At 40.8% G+C, this 25,013-nt stretch carries 23 protein-coding genes; 9 read left to right on the top strand and 14 right to left on the bottom strand.

Annotated features, from left to right (window positions below; genetic code table 11):
* Positions 1–6 precede the first annotated feature (6 nt).
* Together ACTVAI_RS09945 and ACTVAI_RS09940 are read right to left on the bottom strand one after the other, a co-directional pair.
* Complete coding sequence (locus ACTVAI_RS09945) at positions 7–708, bottom strand: ABC transporter ATP-binding protein (RefSeq protein ID WP_443486555.1); 702 nt, start codon at positions 706–708, stop codon at positions 7–9.
* Positions 709–788: 80 nt separating this feature from the next.
* Entirely contained in the window at positions 789–1,262 is a 474-nt protein-coding gene (locus tag ACTVAI_RS09940) for a hypothetical protein (RefSeq protein ID WP_443486554.1), read from the bottom strand.
* Positions 1,263–1,373: 111 nt separating this feature from the next.
* On the opposite strand from ACTVAI_RS09940, the gene ACTVAI_RS09935 reads away from it, so the two are divergent.
* Positions 1,374–2,630, top strand: a complete 1,257-nt coding sequence (locus ACTVAI_RS09935) for an NAD(P)/FAD-dependent oxidoreductase (RefSeq protein ID WP_443486553.1) — start codon at positions 1,374–1,376, stop codon at positions 2,628–2,630.
* On the opposite strand, the gene ACTVAI_RS09930 is transcribed toward ACTVAI_RS09935, so the two are convergent.
* Positions 2,627–3,814, bottom strand: coding sequence for a class I SAM-dependent methyltransferase (locus ACTVAI_RS09930; protein ID WP_443486552.1), 1,188 nt, complete (start codon positions 3,812–3,814; stop codon positions 2,627–2,629). The genes ACTVAI_RS09935 and ACTVAI_RS09930 overlap by 4 nt on opposite strands.
* Before the next feature lie 192 nt (positions 3,815–4,006).
* Here ACTVAI_RS09930 and ACTVAI_RS09925 point away from each other — a divergent pair, with 192 nt between their 5' ends.
* On the top strand, positions 4,007–6,190 hold the full coding sequence (locus ACTVAI_RS09925; RefSeq protein ID WP_443486573.1) for an LTA synthase family protein: 2,184 nt from the start codon (positions 4,007–4,009) through the stop codon (positions 6,188–6,190).
* Positions 6,191–6,238: 48 nt separating this feature from the next.
* Here the strand turns inward: ACTVAI_RS09925 and ACTVAI_RS09920 are convergent, their stop codons facing one another.
* Positions 6,239–7,648: an ATP-binding protein gene (locus ACTVAI_RS09920; protein ID WP_443486551.1), complete on the bottom strand. Its 1,410-nt coding sequence runs from the start codon at positions 7,646–7,648 to the stop codon at positions 6,239–6,241.
* Positions 7,645–8,373, bottom strand: coding sequence for a response regulator transcription factor (locus ACTVAI_RS09915; RefSeq protein WP_443486550.1), 729 nt, complete (start codon positions 8,371–8,373; stop codon positions 7,645–7,647). The genes ACTVAI_RS09920 and ACTVAI_RS09915 overlap by 4 nt, the downstream gene beginning before the upstream one ends.
* A gap of 159 nt (positions 8,374–8,532) precedes the next feature.
* Between ACTVAI_RS09915 and ACTVAI_RS09910 the strand changes: the two genes are divergently transcribed.
* Positions 8,533–8,919, top strand: a complete 387-nt coding sequence (locus ACTVAI_RS09910; RefSeq protein ID WP_443473437.1) for a single-stranded DNA-binding protein — start codon at positions 8,533–8,535, stop codon at positions 8,917–8,919.
* Between the two features lie 141 nt (positions 8,920–9,060).
* On the opposite strand, the gene whiA is transcribed toward ACTVAI_RS09910, so the two are convergent.
* From whiA to rapZ, 3 genes are read right to left on the bottom strand one after another with little or no spacing between them, the layout of a single operon-like run.
* Positions 9,061–10,002, bottom strand: a complete 942-nt coding sequence (gene whiA / locus ACTVAI_RS09905) for a DNA-binding protein WhiA (protein ID WP_443473438.1) — start codon at positions 10,000–10,002, stop codon at positions 9,061–9,063.
* A gap of 34 nt (positions 10,003–10,036) precedes the next feature.
* Positions 10,037–11,044 carry a gluconeogenesis factor YvcK family protein gene (locus tag ACTVAI_RS09900; RefSeq protein WP_443486549.1) on the bottom strand — a complete coding sequence of 336 codons (1,008 nt, stop codon included), beginning with the start codon at positions 11,042–11,044 and terminating at the stop codon, positions 10,037–10,039.
* Positions 11,041–11,931 carry an RNase adapter RapZ gene (rapZ, locus tag ACTVAI_RS09895; protein WP_443473440.1) on the bottom strand — a complete coding sequence of 297 codons (891 nt, stop codon included), beginning with the start codon at positions 11,929–11,931 and terminating at the stop codon, positions 11,041–11,043. Before rapZ ends, ACTVAI_RS09900 begins: the two co-directional genes overlap by 4 nt.
* A gap of 313 nt (positions 11,932–12,244) precedes the next feature.
* Here rapZ and ACTVAI_RS09890 point away from each other — a divergent pair, with 313 nt between their 5' ends.
* The 4 genes from ACTVAI_RS09890 to ACTVAI_RS09875 are packed head-to-tail and all read left to right on the top strand — an operon-like array spanning position 12,245 to position 15,700.
* On the top strand, positions 12,245–13,444 hold the full coding sequence (locus tag ACTVAI_RS09890; protein ID WP_443473441.1) for a betaine/proline/choline family ABC transporter ATP-binding protein: 1,200 nt from the start codon (positions 12,245–12,247) through the stop codon (positions 13,442–13,444).
* Positions 13,444–14,085 (top strand): ABC transporter permease, encoded by a 642-nt coding sequence (locus ACTVAI_RS09885; protein WP_443473442.1) that lies wholly within the window; start codon positions 13,444–13,446, stop codon positions 14,083–14,085. The genes ACTVAI_RS09890 and ACTVAI_RS09885 overlap by 1 nt, the downstream gene beginning before the upstream one ends.
* Entirely contained in the window at positions 14,082–15,038 is a 957-nt protein-coding gene (locus ACTVAI_RS09880) for an osmoprotectant ABC transporter substrate-binding protein (protein WP_443473443.1), read from the top strand. The genes ACTVAI_RS09885 and ACTVAI_RS09880 overlap by 4 nt, the downstream gene beginning before the upstream one ends.
* Positions 15,035–15,700, top strand: a complete 666-nt coding sequence (locus ACTVAI_RS09875; protein WP_443473592.1) for an ABC transporter permease — start codon at positions 15,035–15,037, stop codon at positions 15,698–15,700. Before ACTVAI_RS09880 ends, ACTVAI_RS09875 begins: the two co-directional genes overlap by 4 nt.
* A gap of 45 nt (positions 15,701–15,745) precedes the next feature.
* On the opposite strand, the gene ACTVAI_RS09870 is transcribed toward ACTVAI_RS09875, so the two are convergent.
* On the bottom strand, positions 15,746–17,473 hold the full coding sequence (locus ACTVAI_RS09870) for a phospho-sugar mutase (RefSeq protein WP_443473444.1): 1,728 nt from the start codon (positions 17,471–17,473) through the stop codon (positions 15,746–15,748).
* Positions 17,474–17,731: 258 nt separating this feature from the next.
* Here ACTVAI_RS09870 and ACTVAI_RS09865 point away from each other — a divergent pair, with 258 nt between their 5' ends.
* Entirely contained in the window at positions 17,732–18,517 is a 786-nt protein-coding gene (locus ACTVAI_RS09865) for a transporter substrate-binding domain-containing protein (protein WP_443473445.1), read from the top strand.
* 56 nt (positions 18,518–18,573) lie between these two features.
* Here the strand turns inward: ACTVAI_RS09865 and ACTVAI_RS09860 are convergent, their stop codons facing one another.
* From ACTVAI_RS09860 to ACTVAI_RS09845, 4 genes are all read right to left on the bottom strand, one after another.
* On the bottom strand, positions 18,574–19,440 hold the full coding sequence (locus ACTVAI_RS09860) for a MurR/RpiR family transcriptional regulator (RefSeq protein WP_443473446.1): 867 nt from the start codon (positions 19,438–19,440) through the stop codon (positions 18,574–18,576).
* A 79-nt stretch (positions 19,441–19,519) separates the two neighbouring features.
* Positions 19,520–21,016 (bottom strand): PTS transporter subunit EIIC, encoded by a 1,497-nt coding sequence (locus ACTVAI_RS09855; RefSeq protein WP_443473447.1) that lies wholly within the window; start codon positions 21,014–21,016, stop codon positions 19,520–19,522.
* Positions 21,017–21,038: 22 nt separating this feature from the next.
* Positions 21,039–21,932, bottom strand: a complete 894-nt coding sequence (gene murQ / locus ACTVAI_RS09850) for an N-acetylmuramic acid 6-phosphate etherase (protein WP_443473448.1) — start codon at positions 21,930–21,932, stop codon at positions 21,039–21,041.
* A 3-nt stretch (positions 21,933–21,935) separates the two neighbouring features.
* Complete coding sequence (locus ACTVAI_RS09845; RefSeq protein ID WP_443486548.1) at positions 21,936–23,003, bottom strand: DUF871 domain-containing protein; 1,068 nt, start codon at positions 23,001–23,003, stop codon at positions 21,936–21,938.
* 131 nt (positions 23,004–23,134) lie between these two features.
* Here ACTVAI_RS09845 and ACTVAI_RS09840 point away from each other — a divergent pair, with 131 nt between their 5' ends.
* On the top strand, positions 23,135–23,758 hold the full coding sequence (locus ACTVAI_RS09840; protein WP_443473450.1) for a histidine phosphatase family protein: 624 nt from the start codon (positions 23,135–23,137) through the stop codon (positions 23,756–23,758).
* Positions 23,759–24,202: 444 nt separating this feature from the next.
* Here ACTVAI_RS09840 and ACTVAI_RS09835 read toward each other — a convergent pair whose 3' ends face one another.
* Entirely contained in the window at positions 24,203–24,862 is a 660-nt protein-coding gene (locus ACTVAI_RS09835) for an amino acid ABC transporter permease (protein WP_443486547.1), read from the bottom strand.
* Between the last annotated feature and the right edge of the window lie 151 nt (positions 24,863–25,013).

Here is a 25,013-nt window from a genome sequence, read left to right as displayed (position 1 = left end):
AACCCCTTACCATTCAATTTCAGAAACTGGCAATGGGTTTTTATTTTCACGGATGGCACGAACTTTAGCATTATTAATTTCAATGACACGATTTGCCATTGGTGCAATGGCTTGATTATGGGTGATAACCACAACGGTTGTCCCAGTATCCCGGCATGTGTCCTGAAGCAACTTCAGAACTTGTTTCCCGGTTTCATAATCGAGCGCTCCCGTCGGTTCATCACACAACAATAACTTCGGTTGTTTGGCAATTGCGCGGGCAATCGCAACCCGTTGTTGTTCGCCACCCGATAATTGGGCTGGAAAGTTACTTAAGCGGTCAGTTAACCCCACATCCGCCAATACCACTGCTGCATCAAGAGCACGATTGGTAATTTGAGCAGCCAGCTCCACATTTTCCCGAGCGGTTAAATTTGGTACGAGATTATAAAATTGGAAGACAAAGCCGACATCAAGACGGCGGTAGTTCGTCAATTGCTTCCTCGAGAACGTCGCTATATTGGTTCCATCCACCATGATACGTCCCTCGCTTGCTTGGTCCATACCACCTAATATATTCAAAACGGTCGATTTACCAGCTCCCGATGGCCCCAGGATAACGACAAATTCACCTTTTTCAATATCGAACGAAATGCCATCATTGGCTTTTATTTTAGTTTCACCCATTTGATAATATTTACTGACATCCTGTAAAGAGATATAAGCCATCTCAGTCACCACCTCTGATTAAAAATAAAGCATCACTACAATGAAATTGTTGGTGATGCTTCCTTTTTTATATTTATCTATTAGCCAAAGCGCTCCATCAATGTAGATAAGCCATGCATTTCTCTGGTGTCCACTTTATGTTCGGGGTAACCCACACGCAATTGCTGAATAGGTGTGTAATTATCTGGAATACCGATTTCTTGTTTCTTATCTGGTGTTGAAAGATTGATAAATCCTGCTTCATCGGTAATGAATTGATAGCCGAGCAATAAATTGGTTGTTGCTAATTGCATTTGCGCCATAATCATTCCAGCGAACAAATATTTACTACTTTCCAATTCTTCACCGTCTTTAAGTGAAACAACTATATTAACCGGACCTTTTTTATTTTCTTCCTCAGAGTAAAAAGTAATGTGGAATTTGTTGTAAAGTTCTTCTGGAATCGGTGCAGCTAAGCCAGCTACAATGATGGCTTCGATTTGTGCGTCCGTCAGTTCAACCGTTACCAAATTTTCGGTCGGGCGGTTTAAAGCAACTATTTTAGTAAAATCCATTTAGAGTTTCTCCTTTGCTTCTTTATTAGTTAATGTTATTATACTATAATTTAGTGCGCTATCGGTGTTAAAATATATATAAACAAAGAAATTGAGGAGTTTTTAAATAATATGAGTAAAAAAGTAATTGTTATTGGTGGCGGATCCAGTGGGTTAATGGCTGCTTCCACTGCTGCAGAATACGGTGCGTCTGTCACTTTATTGGAAAAAAACCCCAACTTAGGAAAAAAATTGATATTGACCGGTGGGGGTAGATGTAATGTAACCAACAATCGTCCGGAAGATGAAATTATTGCGCATATTCCCGGGAATGGTCGCTTTTTACATAGTGCTTTCGATCAATTCAGTCAATATGATATTATGCACTACTTTACATCACGCGGGATTGCACTGAAGGAAGAAGATCACGGCCGGATGTTTCCCGTAACAGATAAGGCACGTACTATTCTAGAAGCTTTCATAGATGAATTGAAGAGAAGAAACGTTAACGTCCAAACGAAAGTAACCGTCTCAAAATTGAATTATGAAAACGGAAAAATTACAGGAGTGACCTTGGATGACGGAACAGTCATACCGGCAGACAGTGTGGTTTTGGCAACAGGTGGAAAAACCTACTCGCGTACAGGTTCCACAGGTGATGGCTACCGTTTCGCCAAACAGGTTGGTCATACAATCACAGAGCTTTATCCGACGGAAGCACCAATTACGTCTTTGGAACCATTTATTGTCTCACGTGTTTTGAAAGGTCTGTCCTTACGTGATGTGGCTTTAAGCGTTCGGAATAAAAAAGGCAAGACCGTAGTCAGCCACCAAATGGATATGATTTTCACGCATTTTGGCGTATCTGGCCCGGCAGCATTACGGTGCTCAATGTTTATCCATCAAACTAAAAAGCGCGACAAGGTAGACGAAGTAATGATGGCATTGGATGTTTTTCCAAATAGCAGCCTCGGCCAAGTCGAACAGGATTTGCAGCGGTTGGTTCGCGAAACGCCAGACAAGAACGTAAAAAATGGCTGGAAAGACTTAATGCCTGAACGGTACTTGCTGTTCGGTCTTGAACAGGCAGGCATCGATCCAGATCAGACATTAAAGTCACTCCAGCCAAAAGAAATTAAAGCATTTGCACAATTTAGTAAAGCATTCACCTTCATGGCGAACGGAACGCTGCCTCTTGATAAAGCCTTTGTAACCGGCGGCGGTGTTTCAACAAAAGAAGTAAATCCAAAAACAATGGAAAGTAAATTCCAGCCAGGTCTCTACTTTTGCGGTGAATTACTGGATTACAACGGCTATACAGGTGGCTATAACATTACCGGTGCTTTTGTAACAGGCCATGCTGCCGGCATGCACGCGGCTACCGATTAATGTTTTTGAATAACGAACACTTTTAAATAGTTACTTGTCGGACTTCCTGTTGCAGTTGCAAAGTCTTCCGGCAAACCGTACTCTTTTACAATTGAATAATCGATTCCTTTGTTCCGGAAGGCCTTCTCCAGGTCGCTCCGGAATTTTTTGCGTTTGTAAGTGGCAGCGTTACTTGAAAGGATGAATATTCCCTTATCAGCAGATATATCAATCAAGTCTTCAATCATAGTGCCATAATCTTTCAACACAGAGAAAGTACGTTTTTTTGTACGCGCAAAACTTGGCGGGTCCACAACGATGACATCAAAAGTCATGGCTTTTCGTTTTGCGTATTGGATGTAATCAAACACGTCCATAACATGGATCTTATGCTCTGCCGGATCGATACCATTGATTTCAAATTGTTCACGGGTTTTTTCCAAGGATCGATTAGCCACATCTACACTTGTCGTGTGGGATGCGCCACCCATCGCAGCAGCGACGGAAAAAGCGCCGGTATAACTGAAGGTATTTAAAACGGTTTTTCCCGGTGCGTATGTTTGCATTAAATCGCGGCGCACATGACGTTGATCCAGGAAGATACCTGTCATCCATCCTTCATCCAAGTAAGTGGCATACAAAACATTATTTTCTCTTACATAATGTGGAGAAGGCGCTTTTTCACCATATACAAAACCACTTGCTTTATCGTCGTCTTGTTGGTAACGACGTTTTTCATAAACACCTTTTACAAACGGGAATATTTCCTGGAAAGCTGAAATAATTTGTTCTTTATAATGGTAGATACCTTCACTGTACCAAGATATAACCGCAAAACCGGCATAATAATCAACAGATAATCCCGGGATGCCATCCCCTTCTGCGTTGAATAAACGGAATGCATCTGTGTCATTACTCTCAAGTAATGCCTGGCGTTTTTTAAGCGCTTGATTAAATTGATTCAAGAAAAAAGCAGAATCAAAATCTGTACCTTGTTCAAATGAATAAATCCAGCCTATTCCTTTGTTTTGTTTCGCCAAATAAGCTTCACCTAAAAATTGGCCCACAGGTGAAACTATCTGAACTTGTTCACCTTCGGTAAATTCTAATTCTTCTTCAAAGCTGATCGGTGACAATAGTGGATCACCTTTCTTGATATGTGGCACTGCTTTCTCTGAAACGGTAAGGATACGTTTTTTATCCATGTTTATTCCTACTTTCATTTTTTTGTTCGAATAATGATTAAATTTCTCTTCATTTATACTGAATTCATTTGACTATAAAAAACGGTATGCGTATAATACGTATACGAATTTACATATATTTTACAATTAAACCTACAAATTTACATATCCAAATGAAAAGGATATCTTACCACGAAAACCCCTTAAGGAGGGATCTCTTTGTTTCAAAAAATAAAAGAGACCATACGAGAAAATTTTGGTTTCTTATCAATTGCCGTCGTTCTATTTTGGCTAAAAACATATCTCGCATACAATATTGAATTTTCATTAGGTGTGGAAGGCGTCTATCAACACTTCCTACTATTAATAAATCCTATTGCCAGTACCCTATTTATTTTTGGTTTATCGCTCTTTTTCTCAAATTCTAAAAGCCGTTATAGGGCTTTATTGGTACTATACTTCCTAAACTCACTCTTACTTTTTTCCAATATCTTGTATTACCGTGAGTTTTCTGATTTCATCACCGTGAAGACGATTATGGGTTCTTCCGCCATGATGAATGGTTTAGGACCTGGTGTTTTCGAAATGTTTTCATGGCATGATATTTTTTATTGGGTAGATTTCTTTGCTGTTACTTATCTCTACCGTAAAAAACGTTCCATACTGACCCAGGAACCGCAAATCAAAAAACGGCTGGCTGTTGGTACCTTGGTTACTGCCCTGTTAATATTTTTTGCCAATCTTAGCCTAGCGGAGATTGACCGACCACAACTCTTGACACGGACTTTTGACCGTAATTACATTGTAAAGTATTTGGGTGTTAATGTGTATACCCTCTATGATGGTGTACAAACAGCTAAAGCGAACTCTGTTCGCGCCAGCGCTGATAGTTCTGATATGGCACCGGTACTGGATTATGTGGATTCACATTTTGCCAGTCCCAATCCTGCTACTTTCGGTCAAGCTGAGGGACGTAATGTTGTTTACATTCATCTTGAAAGTATGCAACAGTTTTTGATTGATTTGGAAATGCGCGAAGAAAGTGGCGAAGTGAGTGCGGTAACGCCTTTCTTGAATGAACTCTATCATAGCGCTGATTCATATAGTTTCTCTAACTTTTTCCACCAAACCGCTCAAGGTAAAACGAGCGATGCCGAACTTTTACTGGATAACTCCCTATTTGGGTTACCACAAGGTTCTGCATTTACACAGCTTGGATCTGATAATACCTTCCAGGCCGGTCCACAAATCCTTAAAAGTTTAGGCTATTCGAGTGCCGTTTTCCACGGTAACGTTGGTTCATTCTGGGACCGTGATAATGTTTATAAATCAATGGGTTATGATTATTTCTTCAGTTCTGAAACAAGTTATACACTGACTCCGGAAAATTCGCTTGAATATGGCTTGAAGGATAAATTATTCTTCCAGGAATCCGTTCAATACTTGGAACAAATGGAACAACCTTTTTACTCAAAATTCATTACTGTTTCTAATCACTTCCCGTTCCCGGCAGACGAGATGAATACCGTATTCGACATTCCGGATACAAGTGACGACACCATCAACGGTTATTTCAATACTGTTCATTATGCCGATGAGGCACTGGCTGAATTCTTCCAGTACATGAAGGACAGCGGCCTCTATGACAATACAGTTTTCGTGCTTTACGGCGATCATTTCGGAATTTCAAATTCGCGTAATCGGACCCTAGCACCCCTTATTGGCAGAAATCCAAATCTGTGGGGTGATTATCATAATGCCATGGTTCAACGCGTGCCATTCATTGTCCATGTTCCAGGAATTGGAACTGGTGGCATCAATGATACTTATGGCGGTCAAGTGGATGTCTTGCCAACAGTCTTGCATTTGTTAGGCATCGATACAAAATCTCATATCCAGGTCGGTCAAGATTTATTGTCAAAAGAACGCGACGACGTAGTTGTGTTCAGAAATGGCAATGTGATTACACCTGAGTATGTTAGCCTCGGTACAAATGTATATGAAACTGTTACAGGTAGAAATATTTTTGTTGATGAAGAATTAACACCAGAACTGTATAACGAAATTGCAGCAATCCGGGAAGCCGGTCAACAGCAACTTTATATTTCCGATCAAATTTTAAATGGCGATTTATTACGTTTTTACACCCCCGCTAACTTTGAACGCGTGGATAAGAGTCAGATTAGTTATCTCAATTCACCATTTCAACTACAAGCAGATTTAGCTGAAATGGGCATTAAAAGTACTTCTTTGATTTCTGAAAAGGATAATGTTTCGACCGTGCCGCTTTATCAAACGGATGCACCGGAGTTCCCGGGCAACCAACTCGTTGATGAGCCTCTGGCGGAGTCCCGTGAAAACGAAGCAGCAGCTGAAGATACAAAACAACAAAACTAAAAAAAGTGACTTGCTTAGGATTTTTCCGCCGCAAGTCACTTTTTTAGTTTAGTCATTTTTATTCGGCAATTTGATGGTGAAAACTGTGCCAATCCCCAGTTCACTCTCAACCGTAATTTCTCCCTCATGATTATCAACCAAAGATTTCACAATTGCCAAACCTATCCCCGATTCACCATATTTATTATTTTTACGGGATTGATCAGCTTTATAAAACCTTTCCCAGATAGCGGGAATTTCTTCTTTTGCCATACCCATTCCAGTATCGCTCACTTTGATGATTGTGCAGTCATCTCCAGCGTTGGCTGTCAGGCTAATCTCACCATTTTCGGTAAATTGAATGGCATTGTTCGTTAAATTCACAACAATTTGAATAAAACGATCGTAATCTGCATAGACGGTTAAGGTCGCAGAGGAGACTGAAACATGGATTGTGTTCCCTTTGGTAGCTGCTTTAGCTGAGAGTTGGTCCTTGATGGCTTTTAGTGTTTCCAGACATGGAATCTGTTGCTTCACCAACATCACTTGTTCAGAACGTATTTTTTCATAATCCAAATTCTCGTTTACCATTCGAATCATTCGACGGCTCTCATTGTGCATAATTTCGATACTGCGTTTGCGGCTATGCTCCGGAATCATATCATGCTCCCAGCCTTCAAGAATGCCGTTTATCGTTGTCAGGGGCGTCCGCATCTCATGCGCGACATCCATCATAAATTGGCGGCGTAGATTTTCCTGTCGCTCTATTTCGATTTGTGAAGCTTTCAAGGAATCAACCATGGTGTTAAAGTCACCTGATAAAGAATCGAATTCATCACGGCCAAAATCATCCAGATGAATCTCGAAATTACCTTGCGTGATTTCCTTGGTTGCTCTTCGCATCCGGATAATACGTCTGGATAAATAATTAGCAAACCCGATACTGAACAAGATAGCAATTGCTCCCGACAAAAGAACGGCCCATTGGATTCCTTGATGCACATTGGTAATATCCTTTTGAATACCGCTGATTGGAGAAGCCACGGCGACAAATCCAGAAAACTCACCCGTAATCGATTTAAATAAAGGCAAATATACTGTCACAATTGACATGTCTTCATTCATGAAACCCCGATCCCGTTCTGAAAGAGAAATCCGTTCGCCTTTTTGTAGCCTCAGCAATTCCTCTTCGCCTAATCCACTGGAATAGTTTCTTTCTCCCACTGGATAAATTAATTCATCTTTACTATTGTACATTGCCAGAATAACATCTTGATTCGAAATCATATCAATGCCATTTTCGACTTCCCTTAGTGTCATATTTTCATCAATAACCGCTTCAGCATAACCAAAAAGTTGTTCTTCTTTTTCTTCGTAAATGTTCGTTACTAAAAAACGCACAAATATCATACCAGCCGTCAGAATGGTAACCAGTATAACCAGAAAAAAAGCCAGCATCTGTTTATATAGATATTTCACTGTTTTTTCTCCTCTTGGCTAGAGAGGTTATCGTCAAATTTATAACCTACGCCCCAAACAGTATGAATAACTTGTGGTCCGACGGTTTCTATTTTTTGCCGTAGTTTTTTTATATGCGCATCGATGGTGCGCTCATCGCCAAAAAACGGATCTTCCCAGATACTGGTCAACAAGTGGTCTCTGGAAAATACTTGACGTGGATGGCCGGCCAATAAAGCAAATATTTCAAACTCTTTAGGAGTCAAACTTTCTATTTCATTTCCATTGTAAAAAGCCTCGCGTGTACGCGTGCTGATTTTGATATGGCCCGTATGAATATCAAAACGCTCGTCTCCTTGAGAATCAAAAGAACTACCCAATCGCGAACGACGATAAAGGGCTTTGATTCGTGCCATCAGGGTCAAGGGACTGAATGGCTTTGTCACATATTCATCCGCTCCAATTTCCAGACCGATTACTTGGTCACTTTCAGAATCACGAGCCGTTAGCATAATAATAGGCACATGCATGGAAATTTTTCGGATTTCACGACAAACTTGCATACCATCCATACTTGGTAGATTCAAATCGAGAATAATCATATCCCAATAATCTTTAGAGGCCAGAAAAAGATCCAACCCTTCTTTTCCATCCCCACTGAATGCAGGTTTCCAATTCTCTTTTTCAAAAAACATACTCATCATTTCGCAGACTGATTCATTATCTTCAATCATCAGTATCTTCATGGTGGCACCTTCCTTCTTCACTTCCATGGGTATTTTTATTTAATTGTGACCATTTTATGTCATAATAGCAAATTATTTTGAATTTATTATGAATTTTATTAATGAAAAAAAAGCTTTTTCACTTTTTTTGCTTATATATATATAGAAAGGAGAGATAGCATGAATCAAGTATCTTTGATAGGACGTCTTGTCCGGAATGTTGAGCTACAGGAAATTGGTCACGGCAGCATTGTGTGTAACAATACCCTTGCCGTCAAAAATCCACGTAAAAGTGAAAATGGCCAAGTGATTGCCGACTTCATCCCTGTTGTATTCTGGGACAAAACAGCACTGTTACTGCGCGATTATTGTGCCAAAGGAAATCAACTCGGCGTCACCGGTCGAATGGTTTCCCGTTCATACGTAAACAAACAAGACCAAACTGTTTACGTAGTCGAAATGTTGGTCGAAGATTTATATTTCATGGAAGCCAAAAAAACGGTCGAAAACGTGACAAACTCGCCCCTTGTCACAAACTCTGCCGAACCCGCCGACATGCCCTTTTAGCTTTCCAGTACTATTCCGTTTCTTTATCATCCTCCTAGCAAGTGAACCAAATATATTCAATCTGTGTGTCCAAACCTCCTTTCAATACAACAGGGCATACAAAAACGAGTCGGTTACCTCACCGACTCGTTTTATTATGTATTAAATCATGACTTCTTTATTTCTGAGTTTATCCGCGTATTCATTAATTTTACGGATACGATGGTTGATTCCTGATTTGGATATTACTCCACTCGGAACCATTTCGCCAAGTTCCTTCAAGCTCACATCAGGATTTTCCAGTCTTAAGAGCGCAATTTCTTGCAGCTTTCCAGGCAATTTATCAAGACCTACCGTTTGTTCGATAAATTCGATGTTTTGAATTTGTTTAGATGCCGCATCGATGGTTTTATTCATATTTGCATTTTCACAATTCACCAAACGGTTAACTGAATTCCGCATATCACGAATTATCCGGACATCCTCGAATTTCATCATGGCGTTATGCGCCCCGACCATCGCCAAGAAATCTGCTATCTTTTCGGCTTCCTTCAAATACGTGATAAATCCATTTCGACGATCAATGGTTCGTGCATTTAAATCGAAATGGTTCATCATTTCGCATATGTCTTTATTGTGATCCTCATAGTTAGAATAAATCTCTAAATGATAGCGGCTTGTTTCCGGACTATTCACAGAACCACCTGCCAGAAAAGCACCACGCAAATAAGAGCGTTCTTTTTGCTCATTATTTATGATTTCTTCAGAAACCTTTGTGGTAAAGGATAGACCGTCAAAAATATCTAAATCCTTTAGCAGTTCCTGGACATTTTGTTTTAAGCGAACGATGTAAATATTATTTTTCTTTAGTTTCATCTTCCGGCGAACCAATAGTTCCCCTTCCACACGATAGTGGTCTTTTAGTAAAGAGTACATTCGTCTGGCTATTGCCGCATTCTCAGACTGAATATTCAAAATCATTTTCTGATTATAGATACTTACTGAACCACTCATCCGAATTAAGGCTGTTAATTCTGCCTTGGCATGTTCACGGTGGACTTCTAACTGGGTCAATTCTTTTTTGACATCAGAAGCATATGACATGAAACATCCTCCTTTCTTCTGATGAGCGTATTTTTTAATTTTGTGAGGGCATACTAGAACTTAAATTCATGATTTCGCGGGCCACTTTATCACCATCATGGTACACGCCGCCTTCTTTTAAGTTAAGAAAATCGGCAGAAATAACCCGGCAACTTTCCTCTCGCAATGCTTTAAAGTCGTGGGTAACCTGCAGTAAGTATTCCTCATCTGCTTGCTGATTTAATACAGCGTCGGGAACGCGTTCTGTATTCACCAAAACAGTATTGATGAAAGATTTCCCAAGATGTTTATGGAGTACTTTAACGTGATCAGCATCAGAAAAGTTTTCTGTCTCTCCGAGCTGGGTCATAATGTTACAAATATATACAATTTCAGCCGTTGAATTCAAGACAGCCTGTCCCAAATCTTTAATCACTAAGTTAGGTAAAATACTGGTATAGAGGCTACCAGGACCAATCAAGATTATATCTGCTTCTTCAATACTTTTAATAACATCTCTTGCAGCGTGTGCTTCCTGGGTATCATCTAAAGGTTTCACATAGACATAATCGATTGGTTTTCGATTTCTGCCAATTACGGATTCACCTTTGGCGGAAGTGCCATCTTCATACTGTGCGTATAGTGTCAGTGGCTCTTCTGCCGCTGCATAAATTCTGCCTTTTACATGCATCATCACCGACAATAAGCGAACTGCATCAAAAACATTGCCCTTCATTTCAGCCAAAGCAGCGATGATCAAGTTTCCAATCGCATGCCCTGAGAAGAAGTCATCATTTGAGTCAAAACGATACTGGAAGATGTCTTTGTAAATATCCGGTGCATCTGATAAAGCAATCATACAGTTACGAATATCACCAGGCGGGATAATGTTGACGTAATCTCGAATCACACCACTACTTCCGCCATCATCCGCCACTGTTACAATAGCAGTCAAATCAACATTATATTGTTTAAGGTTTTTCAAAATAACCGGCAAACCGGTCCCACCACCGATAACAACGATTTTCTTTTGCCGTTTTTTTGTTTTTGTGTTTGTACTCATGAGCGATTGACCGTCTCTTTCCGTTTATCCTTATCTCGATGGGAGATATTCACTGGATAACCATCATTTTTCAAATGAGCAGCGACACGTTCAGACAATGCGACTGAACGGTGTTGTCCACCGGTACATCCGATTGCGATTGTCAAGCTGGATTTCCCTTCACGCTTATATCCCGGCGTAATAGTATCCAGTAAATCAATAAACTTGCGATAAAAAGCTTCAGTTTCAGGTTGTTGCATCACGTAATCATAAACGGGTTTATCCAATCCCGTCAAAGGTCGTAATTCATCAATATAGTGTGGGTTCGGCAAGAACCGCACATCCATGATAATATCCGCATCAATAGGTGCACTATATTTAAATCCGAAAGATACCACTTCAATATGGAAGAGTTGTTGCTCCTCGTTTTGGAATCGTTCCAGGATTAATTCGCGAAGTTGGCGCGGTGTTGTTCGACTGGTGTCCACAACCCATTGGGCACGACTGCGTATATTCGCCAATAATTCCCGTTCTTTCTGGATCCCTTCCATGACCGTTCCGGATTCTTGGGATAGTGGATGATTCCGGCGCGTTTCTTTGTAACGTGAAACAAGTGCATCGTCGGAAGCATCCAGGTAAATCGTCTTCGTTGTCACAAACGAGGTATTATCCAGATTGCCTATTCCCGATAAAATCTCATCAAAGAATGCCCTGGACCGCAAATCAATGACTAAACAGACTTTTGTAATTTTGCCAGACTCTTTTACCAGCTCCCAAAATTTTGGCAGCAAACTCGGTGGCATATTATCAACACAGAAATACCCCAAATCCTCAAACGTTTGTAAAACAACAGTTTTCCCAGCACCACTCATGCCTGTAATAATTACAAGTTCTAATGTATCAGCCATATATGCGCCTCCCCCTTTTATATATTCGACTTATTATAACATGCCGGGCGTATCGAATACAAGCTACTAAAGAAAGCGCACACGCATAGAGTTCTTTGTCCAAATATGTAAACCGAGTAACTATATTGATAACCGTTTTAAAATTATGTTATAGCAGAGGAATGTTTTTTATAATTTTGCGAGAACCTAACTGTAACAAGATTGGAAGCGCCTATCTCTACTCTATTTCCAACCTGTTATTTTGCAATCTCACATTATAATTGCAATACTAATAAAAGCGAATTGTTCAAAATAAAATTACAGGGGGATACACATGATTGAATTTAGAAATGTAACTAAACTATACCCGAACGGGAAGAAAGCCGTTGATGATATTTCTCTGTCTTTTAAAAAAGGTGAATTTATTGTCTTTATCGGTACAAGCGGTAGTGGGAAGACAACCTCTATGCGGATGATTAACCGAATGATCAACCCTACCTCGGGAGAAATTCTTATTAACGGGGAAAACATACAAAAAATGAACGCTGTAGAATTGCGCCGGAAAATTGGGTATGTCATCCAACAAATCGGTTTGATGCCACACATGACCATTTACGAGAATATTGTTTTGGTTCCCAAATTGTTAGAATGGCCAGTAGAGAAGCAGCGCGAAACAGCGGAAAACTTGATCGACAAGGTAGACTTACCGCGTGATTTCCTGAATCGTTATCCCTCTGAACTTTCGGGCGGTCAACAACAACGGATTGGCGTTATTCGGGCTTTAGCTGCTAATCAAGATATTATTCTGATGGACGAACCATTTGGCGCATTAGACCCTATTACACGTGATGCCTTACAAGAATTAGTCAAACATCTCCAACAAGAAATGGGTAAAACCGTTGTTTTCGTAACACACGACATGGATGAGGCATTGAAATTAGCCGATCGTATCGTTGTTATGCAAGATGGCAAGGTCGTTCAGTTTGATACGCCGGATAATATTTTGGCACATCCAGCAAATGAATTTGTCGAAGACTTCATTGGTGAAACACGACTCACACAAGCACAAACAAATTTACGTACGGTCGAACAAATTATGAACCCGCGTGTCATCACGATAACACCGGAAGAATCATTAGGACAGGCGATAAGAGTGATGCGGACAGCCCGCGTGGACACCCTATTCATCGTTGACGAAGATAATCGTCTCTTAGGTATGCTGACCGTTGAAAATATTGAAAGTAACCGTCGTCGTGATGTAACAATTGGTGAGGTTATGGAAGAAGTCATGTTCGTGCGCGCGGGTACGCTCGTACGTGATGCCTTGCAAAGAATTTTGATTCTTGGTTACAAAAACATTCCCGTTGTGGATGAAGACGATCATCTACTTGGTTTAATTACCCGGGCATCAACTGTAGATATGGTTTACGATTCCATTTGGCGTGATGCCAATCTCGAAGAAATCGAAGAAGTAATGGAAACAACTTCTATCAGCGCTACTACAGAAACTGATACGAAGGAGTTGAACAGGTAATGGCATTTTTACAAAGTAATGGCTCTGAACTACTTTTTAAAATTGGCGAACATTTTCTCATTTCGTTTGTTGCTTTGATTTTAGGGACTATCGTAGCAGTTCCTTTAGGAATTTTGCTGACACGGTTTGAGAAAGCCTCGCGTTATGTCATAGGTTTTGTATCAATTCTTCAAACGGTTCCTTCTCTAGCACTACTTGCGCTAATGATTCCAATTTTTGGCGTTGGGAAGTTACCGGCTATCGTGGCTTTATTTATTTATTCTCTGCTTCCGATTTTACGTAATACCTTTATTGGTATAAACAATGTCAATGCGAATATTGTGGATGCCGCAAAAGGTATGGGGATGACACAAAGACAGCAAACTTTCAATGTGAAGTTACCTCTCTCGGCTCCAGTTATTATGTCCGGTATTCGTTTGTCGGGTGTGTATGTTGTAGCATGGGCTACACTTGCTTCATATATTGGTGCGGGAGGACTGGGAGATTTTATTTTTAACGGACTTAATGTATATGATCAAGAAATGATTATTTGGGGAACGATTCCCGTTACTCTTCTTGCTCTTCTTACTGATTTTATTCTTGGAAAACTTGAAACAGTCGTCTCTCCTAAGACAACATCAACGAAAGGAGCGGCAGCATGAATAAAATAAAAAAATATTTTTTAGTGCCTTTGTTGGTCCTTTTTCTATCGGCATGTACTTTGCCCGGTCTTGGTGCAACCTACTCCGATGAAGGAATTATCATAACAGGTGGGTCCACGACAGAAATGCAACTATTGGCTTATTTAGTTGAAGGAATGGTCACACATTATATCCCTGATGCCTCCATTGGCCTTGTTAACAATCTAGGTTCATCAACCCTGAATCATCAAGCTCTCATGGGCGGTGATGCTAATGTTTCGGCTGTAAGATACACGGGCACGTCTTTAACTGGCGAACTTGGAATGGACCCCATTACAGACCCTGACCTTGCTTTCGAAACAGTTGTAAAAGGCTTTGATGAAAAATTTAATCAAGTATGGTTCCCAAGTTTTGGCTTTGCGAATACTTACGCATTTTTGGTAACAAAGGATTTTTCAAAAGAATATAACGTAACGAAAGTAAGTGATTTAGCACAACATGCAGAAAGTTTAACCGCTGGAGTTGATAACTCATGGATGGAACGTGAAGGCGACGGGTACGATGCCTTCCGGGATTTGTACGGTTTCGATTTCGGTACGGTTTACCCCATGCAAATTGGGTTGGTGTACGACGCATTAGAGGCAGGCTCGATGGATGTGGTTCTTGGTTACTCCACTGACGGCCGGATTGCGAGTTATGACCTCGTTGTACTGGAGGACGACTTGCATTTGTTTCCACCATACGACGCCAGCCCCGTTGCATCCCAAGATATTCTGGAGCAGTATCCAGAACTTGAAACTGTTCTATTACGCATGCAAGATATCCTGACGGACGAAACAATGCAACAACTGAATTACGAAGTGGATAATAACTTAATCGAGCCCCAAAGAGCGGCCTATCAATTCTTGGAAGAAAATAATTACTTCGAAGAAAAAGACATCACACCCCTGAAGGAGCGAGAATTATGGCAATGAATGAAATGAATACTTTAGAGCAACTCATTTTTTATTTTTCCGAAAATGGGATGTATGTGCTTAGTCAATTTTGGCGCCACTTCTTAATCTCCATTTATGGGGTACTTTTTGCTGCGTTGATCGGTATCCCGCTTGGATTTGTTATATCGAAGCGAGGTAAGCTGGCTGAATGGGTTGTTGGAATTGCCAATGTTATCCAAACGATTCCATCTTTGGCTTTACTCTCAATTTTAATGTTGGGTTTGGGTTTAGGTGCCGATACAGTCATAGCCACGGTATTTTTATATTCTCTTTTACCTATCATCAAAAACACATATACCGGGGTTCGTAGTGTGGATGCATCCTTACTTGATACAGGTAAAGGGATGGGCATGACACGTATGCAACTGACCACGATGGTTGAATTACCACTTTCTCTTTCAGTCATCATGGCTGGCATTCGGAATGCCCTGGTCGTTGGTATCGGAGTCACCTCAATCGGAACTTTTATCGGTGCCGGTGGACTTGGTGACATCATTACGCGTGGTGTCAATGCAACTGATGGTGGTGCGATTATATTAGCCGGCGCCATTCCAACAGCTTTAATGGCAATTATTACGGACTTGGTTTTAGAATATTTAGAAAAACGTTTAGATCCTTCCAGACGTCTATCGAATAGATAAAAAAATCCATTACGACCTCAATCGGCCGTAATGGATTTTTCTTTTTTATACTTGTGTAAGTTCCTTAATCGTTGCTTCGAATTGACCTACCTTCGTGTCAACCGCTCCTTGGTCCGTTGCCTTCGCTCCGATGTAGAACTTGATTTTCGGTTCTGTTCCACTTGGACGTATTGCTATCCAACTGCCGTCCTCCAAGGTATATTTCAATACGTTTGAACTTGGCATCTCAATTGCTTCAGTAGAGCCATCCTGGAATGTTGTTGTACGCATTTGGAAGTCTTCTGTTTGCGTCACGTGGAAACCAGCGAATTCCGTTGGTGGATTTTCGCGGAATTTTGCCATCAATGCTTTAATTTTTTCAGCACCTGTTATACCACTCATTGTGACAGAAATAGTATTTTCTTTGTAGAAACCATGCTGTTCAAATAATTCCACAAGGCCATCATAAAGTGTTTGGCCTTTTTTCTTATAATAGGCTGCTACTTCAGCCAACAGTACCAATGCTTGAATCGCGTCTTTATCACGTACAAATGGTTTTACCAAATAGCCATAGCTTTCTTCAAAACCAAATTGGAAGGTTTGGCTTCCATCTTCTTCATACTGTTTAATCTTCTCAGCAATAAATTTGAATCCAGTCAGGACATCAATCATCTTTACGCCATATGATTCAGCAATAACCGTTGGGAATTCACTGGATACGATGGATTTCAACACAACTGAATTTTCCGGTAATTGGTTTGCTTCTTTTTTAGCCAATAATAGGTAGTTGACCATTAAGGAAGCGATTTGATTTCCTGTAAGCACTTCATACGTTCCATCGCTCTTGCGGACAGCTGCTCCTAGACGGTCTGCATCCGGATCCGTCGCTACCAAAATATCAGCACCGATTTCTTTTCCTAATTTTTCTGCATATTCAAACGCTCCCGCATCTTCAGGGTTAGGTGATTTTACAGTTGGGAAATCTGAATCTGGATCCGCTTGTTCAGGGACTAAAGTAAAGTTTTCAAAACCAGCGTTTTTCAAGGCACGTTCGCCCAACATTTTTCCTGTACCATGTAGAGGTGTAAACACCAATGACATCTCTTTACTCATCTCAGCGATAAGTTCAGGGTTCACCGTAACAGCTTTAACTTCTTCCAAATAAACGTGATCGACTTCTTCGCCAATCATATGCAATAAACCAGACGCTTCTAATTCTTCATCACTCATAACCGCAACATCCAATGGTGATTCAATAGCGCGGATGTAGTCTGTCAATGCTGCTGCATCATCCGGTGGCATTTGCCCACCGTCTTCACCGTAAACTTTATAACCATTATATTCCGCTGGGTTGTGACTAGCAGTAATCATAATTCCTGTTAAGGTGTTAAGATGACGTACTGCGAAAGATAATTCAGGAGTGGGACGTAATGATTCGAAAACATAAGCTGGAATACCATGGGCTGCCAATGTTTTTGCAGATTCCATAGCGAACTCAGGGGACATCCGTCTTGAATCATAGGCAATTGCTACCCCACGTTTTTTTTCTTCTTCACCCTTTGATTCCATCAAGCGTGCTAACCCTTCAGTTGCTTGGCGCACTGTGTAAATATTCATGCGATTGATTCCAGCACCGAGAACGCCACGCATCCCTGCTGTGCCAAATTCCAGCGGCGAATAAAAAGCATCCTTTATTTCGTCATCATTGCCATCAAGTCGGGTTAAGTCTATTCGTAATTGTGAATCCAAATCTTTATGTGATTTCCATACTTCATAAGTTTGCATGTAACTCATTTCAATACCCCCATCAATTCACTTTTCTTATATTATATCATTCTTTTTATATTCTTCGATAGGCAGTTCCAAAATCGCATATGTTACATTTTGTTACATTGTATGTTAGAATTACATTAAAATAATTTTCGTTCCAGCCTCTCATTACATTGACACGGTGAAAATGCGGTGGTATTCTTTAGAAACAAGAAAACACCTATTTCGAGCGTCTTGAACGTGTAACAATAGGTGACACACCTTACCTTCAGGAGGGATTTTATGAAACATAAAAAAATATTTGGACTTGCTGCCTTTGCACTAACAACTTCGTTTTTAGTCGCATGTGGTTCTGACGATACTGCCACTGATGAATCTGGATCGAATGCTGATTCCCAAACATACGTTATTGGAACAGACACAACTTTTGCGCCATTTGAGTTTGAGGACGACAATGGTGATTTCGTAGGGATCGATATCGATCTTTTGGCAGCTATTGCTGAAGATCAAGGTTTTGATTACGAATTACGGACACTAGGCTTTAACGCTTCTGTGACTGCTTTGGAAGCTGGCCAAGTGGATGGCGTTATCGCAGGTATGTCGATTACCGATGAGCGCGAATTGAAGTATGACTTCTCAGATGCTTATTATCAATCTGCAACAGGGGTAGGAGTGGATCCTACTAAAGGATACACAGAATTAGCTGACTTGGAAGGCCAACAAGTTGTTGCCAAAACAGGTACAGAAGGTGCAGCCTATGCCGAAAGCATCAAGGACGAATATGGTTTCACTGTAAAATACGTTGAAGATTCTGCTACAATGTACCAAGACGTATTAACCGGTAACTCTGCTGCCGCTTTTGAAGATTACGCTGTAATCCAATATGAAATCACACGTGGTATGGGACTGGAAGTTATCCACGAGTCTGAAGGTTCTTCAGAATACGGCTTTGCTACATTGAAAGACAAACAACCCGAATTAGTGGAAATGTTTAATGCTGGTTTGAAAAACTTAAGAGACAGCGGTAAGTACGATGAAATTCTTGCTAAATATCTTGGCGAAGAATAAAAATTAACCCCTCATCAAGATAGACGAATCACGCGTCTATCTTGATGAGGGGTTTTTTAGTTATTGTCCATTTCCATAATGTTACTGAAATTCGCAATGGCCTTGCGTGAGAGCTCTAGATATTCGATATTATCCTCATATTTTTTGGTCATGAAATGGTAAAATAAAATATCTATGGCATACATTTGCGTCAGTAAAGAAATCGTTGCACCACTGCGAAGCGGTGCTTCGTTCGTGTCTGCCATTTTTAGAGCGATGTCGGCTAAGCGACTAAGTGAATTATCAGAATCCTTCGTCAAAGAGATGGTATAGGCACCAGTTTTTTTTGCAATTTCCATCAATACCTGCCCTTCTCTCTTTTCACCACTATTCGAAATCCCAAAATAAACTGCATCTTTAGGGGCGATAGCTAACGCGGCAACCAATTCGTGTTGGTCTTGGGTACAAATAACTTGTTTACCAATACGAGTCAGTTTTTGCTTCAAGTCCATCGCTACCAGAAACGAAGCTCCGAGACCATACGCATAGATCACTGGACTTTTAACCATCAATAAGACCGCTTGTTCCAATGCGTCATTTACCAAGGTATTGTTCGTTCTTTCCAACATATAATTTGTATTCCAAAGCATTTTCTTCTTAATCTCATCAAGGTTTTCATCTGGAGAAATATCTGTATAGCTTGCTGCTTCTATCTCATTGGAGACAGCCGATAACTGAAGTTTCAATTCAGTGTATCCCTTGACCCCAATGGAGCGACAAAAACGGATGACAGCAGCAGGGCTGGATTCCGCCATTTTAGCCAAATCAGCGGCACTCATTTGAATGATATCGAGCGGGTGCGCTAAAATAATCTTAGCAATTTTCCGCTCCGATTTCGGTAGCTTCGGTAACTTTTCTTTGACGGTAAGCAATATATTTTGCATGGTCGTCACCCTCCTTTTCATTTAAAAAAGCGGTGAATCAATAAAATCTTGATTCTACCGCTTTAATCATTTTACCCGTTTATTTAAATTCTGCCAATGGGTCTACTGGCTGTGATGCATTTCCGTTAATCTCAGTCGGTTCCATTGCTTCTTTAGGGATACCAAAGAAGTAAGTAGCAAGGAAGCCACCTAGATAGGCTGCAAGCAAACCTAATACATAGCCCCACCACATACCATCAGGAATTAAGGGAATCAACGCAACACCACTTGGCCCGATTGCAGTAGCACCAATATTTCCGATACCACCAATAACAGCACCACCTATCCCGCCACCAATACAGGCAGTGATAAAGGGACGACCAAGTGGTAATGTGACAGCATAGATTAACGGTTCACCAATTCCTAAAATACCTACTGGCAGTGACCCTTTAATAATATTCGTTAATTGTTTGTTACGACGACACTTCACCCAAAGAGCAATCGCTGCACCAACTTGTCCGGCACCTGCCATGGCTAAAATCGGCAATAACAATGTTTTTCCGGCTGAAGCAATCATCTCAATATGTACAGGTGTCAGCACTTGATGCAAACCAAACATAACGAGCGGCAAGAATGTTGCACCCAGAATAAATCCAGCAACTGCTCCACCCACTTCCAATACCCAACTAATTGTTCCAACTAGACTTGTTGAAATAAAGCCAGCCACTGGCATAATCAAGAATATAGTTACCAAGCCCACTACAAGCAAGGATACGGTTGGCGTTACAATAATATCAATTTCATTTGGCACGACTTTACGTAAGTTCTTTTCAATAATGGATAGTAAATAAACTGCAATAATAACACCGATAACGCCACCTTGCCCTGCTGAAAGAGGGTCTCCCGTAAGGATATTCGGGATTGGCGTTTCCACATTCATTCCATTAAGATAGATAACACCGGCAATAACCCCACCCAGACCTTCAGTTGCACCAAAAACACGTGCTGCATTAATACCGATATAAATATTAAGGTAAGCAAAAAGACCATTTTGTAAGATTTTCAGAACTTGGAAAATATTTGTCCAGATTTCCGGGTCAATTGAACCCGCCGTCATCAAGTTCTGGATAATCGAGGCAATCCCACCAATGATACCTGCTCCAACAAAGGCTGGAATTAAAGGTACAAAAATACTCGCAATTACTTTCAGAGCGCGTTTAAATGGGGTATCATTGCGCTTTTTCTGCTCGCTTTTGGTTTGTGATGCAATTTTTTCAGCTTCGCTTCGACCACTTGTCAATTCCTGATCTAAATTTTCGTTTAAGCTAGCTCCTCTTTCAACACCGGCAGTTTCCGACATTGCTGCTGCTACTTTTGCTGCCGTTCCCGGTCCCACCACGACTTGTAGCGTATCACCGTCTTCGACAACACCCATTACACCATCAACTTTTTTCAAGGCATCCATATCGACTTGTGTATCATCACGTAAATCAATCCGCACACGTGTCATACAGTTATATACTTTTTCAGCATTATTGGGGCCGCCAATATTGCTATAAATATCTCTTGCTAAGCGTTGTTCTTTTGATTCAGCCATTTGTATTTTCCTCCTGTATATTTTATTTTTTTATTGCGTCGTGAATAAATCCCTGCGACTTGCTAAGCTTTAATTCCGCCTCCTCTCGCTTACTGTCCGTCAACAGCATCACAATTGCCAACTTGACCTGATTACCGGAAGCTTCAAATGCCTTGGCTGCATCTTCATAACTGCATTCGGTCGCTTCCATAATAATCCGTTTGGAACGCTCTTCCAGTTTCTCGTTGGTTGGTTGAACGTCCACCATCAGATTCTGGTAAACTTTCCCGATACCTACCATAGAACACGTTGACAACATATTTAATATTAGCTTTTGAGCCGTACCTGCTTTTAGTCGGGTCGAGCCAGTCAAAATTTCTGGACCTGCATCCACTTCAATGGGAATTTGGCTAAATTTACTGATTTCTGCATCCCTGTTACAGGCAATCGTCACAGTATGAGCTTCAATTGTCTTAGCATATTGCAAGCCACCGATGACATAAGGTGTACGCCCGCTAGCGGCTATACCAACTACAACATCATTTTTTGTGAGTTTCAAGTTCTCCAAATCTTTTTGACCTAACTCCTTGGAGTCCTCTGCTCCTTCAACCGCTTTGGTCATTGCGCGTTCACCACCAGCAATGAGTCCTACTACTACATCGGAGGATACACCAAATGTAGGCACACACTCAGCGGCATCCAGTACACCTAAACGCCCACTCGTCCCTGCTCCCATATAAATCAAGCGACCACCCGATTTAAGCGATGCCACTATGACTTCAACAGCTTTCCCAATCTCAGGCAGAGCTATTTTTATGGCATCTGCAACCTTTGCATCTTCTTGATTCATAAGCTCCAGCATTTCCGGGATGGTCATTTTATCAAGGTTCATCGTTTGAGGATTTCGTCTTTCTGTTGTTAGTTTTCCTAAATCCATCTATTATTCCTCCCATATTATTTTGAATTTTTGGCCTGCTTTACAGTATTTAATTAAGTTTTGATCACGTTCTATTATTCGTCCCATGACATTGACACGATCATCTCGGGCTAAGTTTCTTTTTGTAATTTGCATTTCTCCCGCATAACGACCGTATTGCTCGTTATCAAGGGTGATAGTTCCAATCGGGCGTCTTTCAGTATACCTTGGTTCAATTGGGGCTTCCTTCAACAATCGCGCTTCTTGGCTGCGAATAGCATCTCGGGCAGCATCCATCCGATTAGTATGGACACCTTGCATATAGCTTGGTATCGCTTCCGCGCTTTGTCCAATTAACGAGGCATGAAACAAAATGATTGCTTCTGTCACATAATAGCCAAATTGCTCTTTAGTGCGTTTTTCAATACCGGGATCACCAATATAAACTTTGTCGACATGACAATCATTCAACAGCTCCAATGCGCCACTAAAAGGTGCTCCACCTCTATGTTTTTCTAATGTGGGTAATCCTTGTTGGAGCGGCCCGCGTTTCTTGCCATCACCCGGAACAAATGCCATCACTTTAAAACCAACCTCTTTTAACCACTCATTTTGTTTTTGAAACGCCTTTTTACCAAGTCCCGTTTCCGGACGAGGATAGTAGTTATGCCAAGCTTCCATATTCTCAAAATTGGCACTATGTTTGCGTAAAATAGTTAAATCATCCTCGGAAATGGTACTGGCATTAAGTGCAATACCCATCACTTGGCTAGCCTTCGCCACAATTTCCATTGATATACCGTAATCAATACGAATTCCGGTAAGACCCATTTTTTTGAGCGGAGATAAGTCGTTAAATGAAACTCCCAGTTTATCAAGAGCTGCTCCGGAAATGTCGACCACAAGTTCTAGGTTATTCTTCCTGGAGAATGTTCCCAGTTTTTGTAATCCATCTAGATATTTGTTATTATCTTCTTCAGGAATATGAATCGAAGTAAAAATACCTTTGAAGCCGTGCTCAACCATTTCAGTCATGTAGTTGTATGTTTCTTGAGTGAAGTCCTCGTTTAAGAAAATTGAGAATCCAAACATAGTACGCCCCTTTCTGGAAACGTTTTTTTATGCCTTCATTATAACAAAATGAAATTTTATTTCAACATAAAACATCTTAATAGCTTTAAATTAATTTATGTTAAAATAATATTTCAAAGGAGATGGTTTTTTTGCAACAACTCTATTTTGTGCGACATGGTCAAACAAAGCTCAATGCCGCCAATCACGTACAAGGAGGAGCTATTGATTCTCCGTTATTAGAAAAAAGTATCGAAGATGCGAGGAAAACCGGTAAATTTTTATGCCAAACAAGCATTTCTCGAGCCATAAGCAGTCCACAAATCCGGGCATGGGATACCGCTAAATATATCTTGGATGAATTTAAATCGGATATTCCTTTAGAAAAAGATGATTTATTAAAGGAGTTTGGCTATGGAAAATGGGAAGGATTATACATTCCCTCGATAGCGGAAAAACATCCTGAAATATTTTATCACTTGCGTCATGAGCCGCACCTGTATAACCCTTCTTTGTTTGGAGGTGAAACGTACCAAGATCTCATAGCCCGTGGGACAAAATCTATTCTTTTCCATGCGGAAAAACAGCCACAATCAGATCTTTTATTTGTTGGACACAGTATTCTTTGGACAGCCACTCTGCTTTCGTTGGTAGGCTTCGAGTTAAAAGATATACGCTCTCAGTCCCCCTTAGCAAACACAAGCATCACCCGCTTAATTAAGGACAATGAAGGATTTCATCTTGATATGTGGAACTTTACAGATCATTTAGTATGAACAAAAAGGGTTCTTGGTTATCTGGCGTTGGTGAAGGAAATGCCCTTCGGCGTGTTTGCTTGTGTACTGCCGTAGGACCGCCCTGAGCCTGTAGTCTCCGGGCTTGCGGGCCTCAAAGGGGAGGGTGAGACTTTTGTCTCACCCTCTTTCCTGTATACGAATATCTGTATTCTAAACGTGCGACAAAAGGCAGCCCCGACGTCCACTTCACGAATAATGCTCAGATGGCCTGCGACCATCTTGCGCTTATTCGCTCCAGTGGTTCGGGGCTAACCGCCTTTTGTCCCACTTCCCCCTACTTTCGCATTGCATCCTTGACACGGCCACAAGCAACCCCACCGTCCTTCGGGATTTCCAAGAAGAATACCTACCAACACCATAAATAATAGAACCACAAAAAGAAGCGGGAGCCCTGAATAATCAGGGCTCCCGCTTCTTTTTTATTTACCTACTGCTTTTTGAAACTCTCAATTCAACTTTATTAGCGATGATGGTCAAAATAGAAATAACCACTAAATAATACAAAGCAACAATCGACCACATACGGATGGTTTCCATGTTGTTCGCTGTGATGATTTTACCATTCATTGTTAATTCACGAACCCCGATAATGGATAGTAAAGAGGTATCCTTCAAGGTAATAATAAACTGATTAATCATAGAAGGGAGCATTATGCGCAACGCTTGCGGTAATACAACCTTACTCATTGATTTATTATAAGGAAGACCTAAACTACGAGCTGCTTCCATTTGTCCCTTATCGATGGATTCAATCCCACCCCGTACAATTTCTGCTATATAGGCTCCCGCATTCAAGCTCATTGTGATAACCCCGGCTTGCCATTCAGTCAGTTTCAGACCGGTCGCCATCGGAATACCAAAATAGACAAAGTAAATTTGAACCAGCAAAGGCGTTCCACGAATAAGCCAAATATAAACATTTGATAGTGATTGTAGCACCTTGTTGTTAGATACTTTCATAAGCCCGAAGACAACCCCGAGAATCAGTCCGAAAAGTAAAGAAAACAGCGTAATTTGAACGGTTTGCCACATGGCATCCATAAAGGAAGGAAAATGTTCCACCAACAATTCAAAAAATAACATTTTTCATCATCCTATCTTTTAATATGCGTCGATTGTAAAATTAAGCTAGACAAATAAAAAAGCCATTCGTGGTACACTCAAATTGTAATTCCGACCAAAGAATACATAGGAGTGATCACGAATGACCTACACCCATCTTACCACGGATGAA

Origin of the sequence: Jeotgalibaca sp. A127 (assembly GCF_052266745.1) — a bacterium.
In the GTDB taxonomy this organism is placed as follows: domain Bacteria; phylum Bacillota; class Bacilli; order Lactobacillales; family Aerococcaceae; genus Jeotgalibaca.
This window is presented reverse-complemented; position numbering and strand designations above follow the sequence as displayed.